Raw genomic sequence first — 995 nt, 5'->3', positions numbered from 1 at the left:
GCCGGGCATCAACCACTTCACCGCCGTAGCGGCTCGTCATCACGCCTCAGTGTTCACGGAAGAGCGGATTTACCTGCCCCTCCCACCTACACGCTTAAACCGGGACAACCGTCGCCCGGATGGCCTAGCCTTCTCCGTCCCCCCTTCGCAGTCGCATTCAGTACAGGAATATTAACCTGTTTCCCATCAGCTACGCCGTTCGGCCTCACCTTAGGGGTCGACTCACCCTGCCCCGATTAACGTTGGACAGGAACCCTTGGTCTTCCGGCGAGCGGGTTTTTCACCCGCTTTATCGTTACTTATGTCAGCATTCGCACTTCTGATACCTCCAGCAGCCCTCACGGCACCACCTTCAACAGCTTACAGAACGCTCCCCTACCCAGCAACGCCTTAACGTCACTGCCGCAGCTTCGGTGCATGGTTTAGCCCCGTTACATCTTCCGCGCAGGCCGACTCGACCAGTGAGCTATTACGCTTTCTTTCAATGATGGCTGCTTCTAAGCCAACATCCTGGCTGTCTGGGCCTTCCCACATCGTTTCCCACTTAACCATGACTTCGGGACCTTAGCTGGCGGTCTGGGTTGTTTCCCTCTTCACGACGGACGTTAGCACCCGCCGTGTGTCTCCCGTGATACCATTCTTCGGTATTCGCAGTTTGCATCGGGTTGGTAAGCCGGGATGGCCCCCTAGCCGAAACAGTGCTCTACCCCCGAAGATGAATTCACGAGGCGCTACCTAAATAGCTTTCGGGGAGAACCAGCTATCTCCCGGTTTGATTGGCCTTTCACCCCCAGCCACAGGTCATCCGCTAATTTTTCAACATTAGTCGGTTCGGTCCTCCAGTTAGTGTTACCCAACCTTCAACCTGCCCATGGCTAGCTCACCGGGTTTCGGGTCTATACCCTGCAACTCATTCGCCCAGTTAAGACTCGGTTTCCCTACGGCTCCCCTATGCGGTTAACCTCGCTACAGAATATAAGTCGCTGACCCATTAT

General features: G+C 55.5%; 1 rRNA gene. It reads right to left on the bottom strand.

Going from position 1 to position 995, the window contains the following annotated elements:
• A 23S ribosomal RNA gene (locus LGZ98_RS23850) occupies positions 1-995 on the bottom strand; the annotation flags it as partial.

The organism is Photorhabdus kayaii (genome assembly GCF_025384895.1).
GTDB classification, from domain to species: domain Bacteria; phylum Pseudomonadota; class Gammaproteobacteria; order Enterobacterales; family Enterobacteriaceae; genus Photorhabdus; species Photorhabdus kayaii.
The sequence above is the reverse complement of the archived record's forward strand: the minus strand, read 5'-3'. Positions and strand labels throughout refer to the sequence as shown.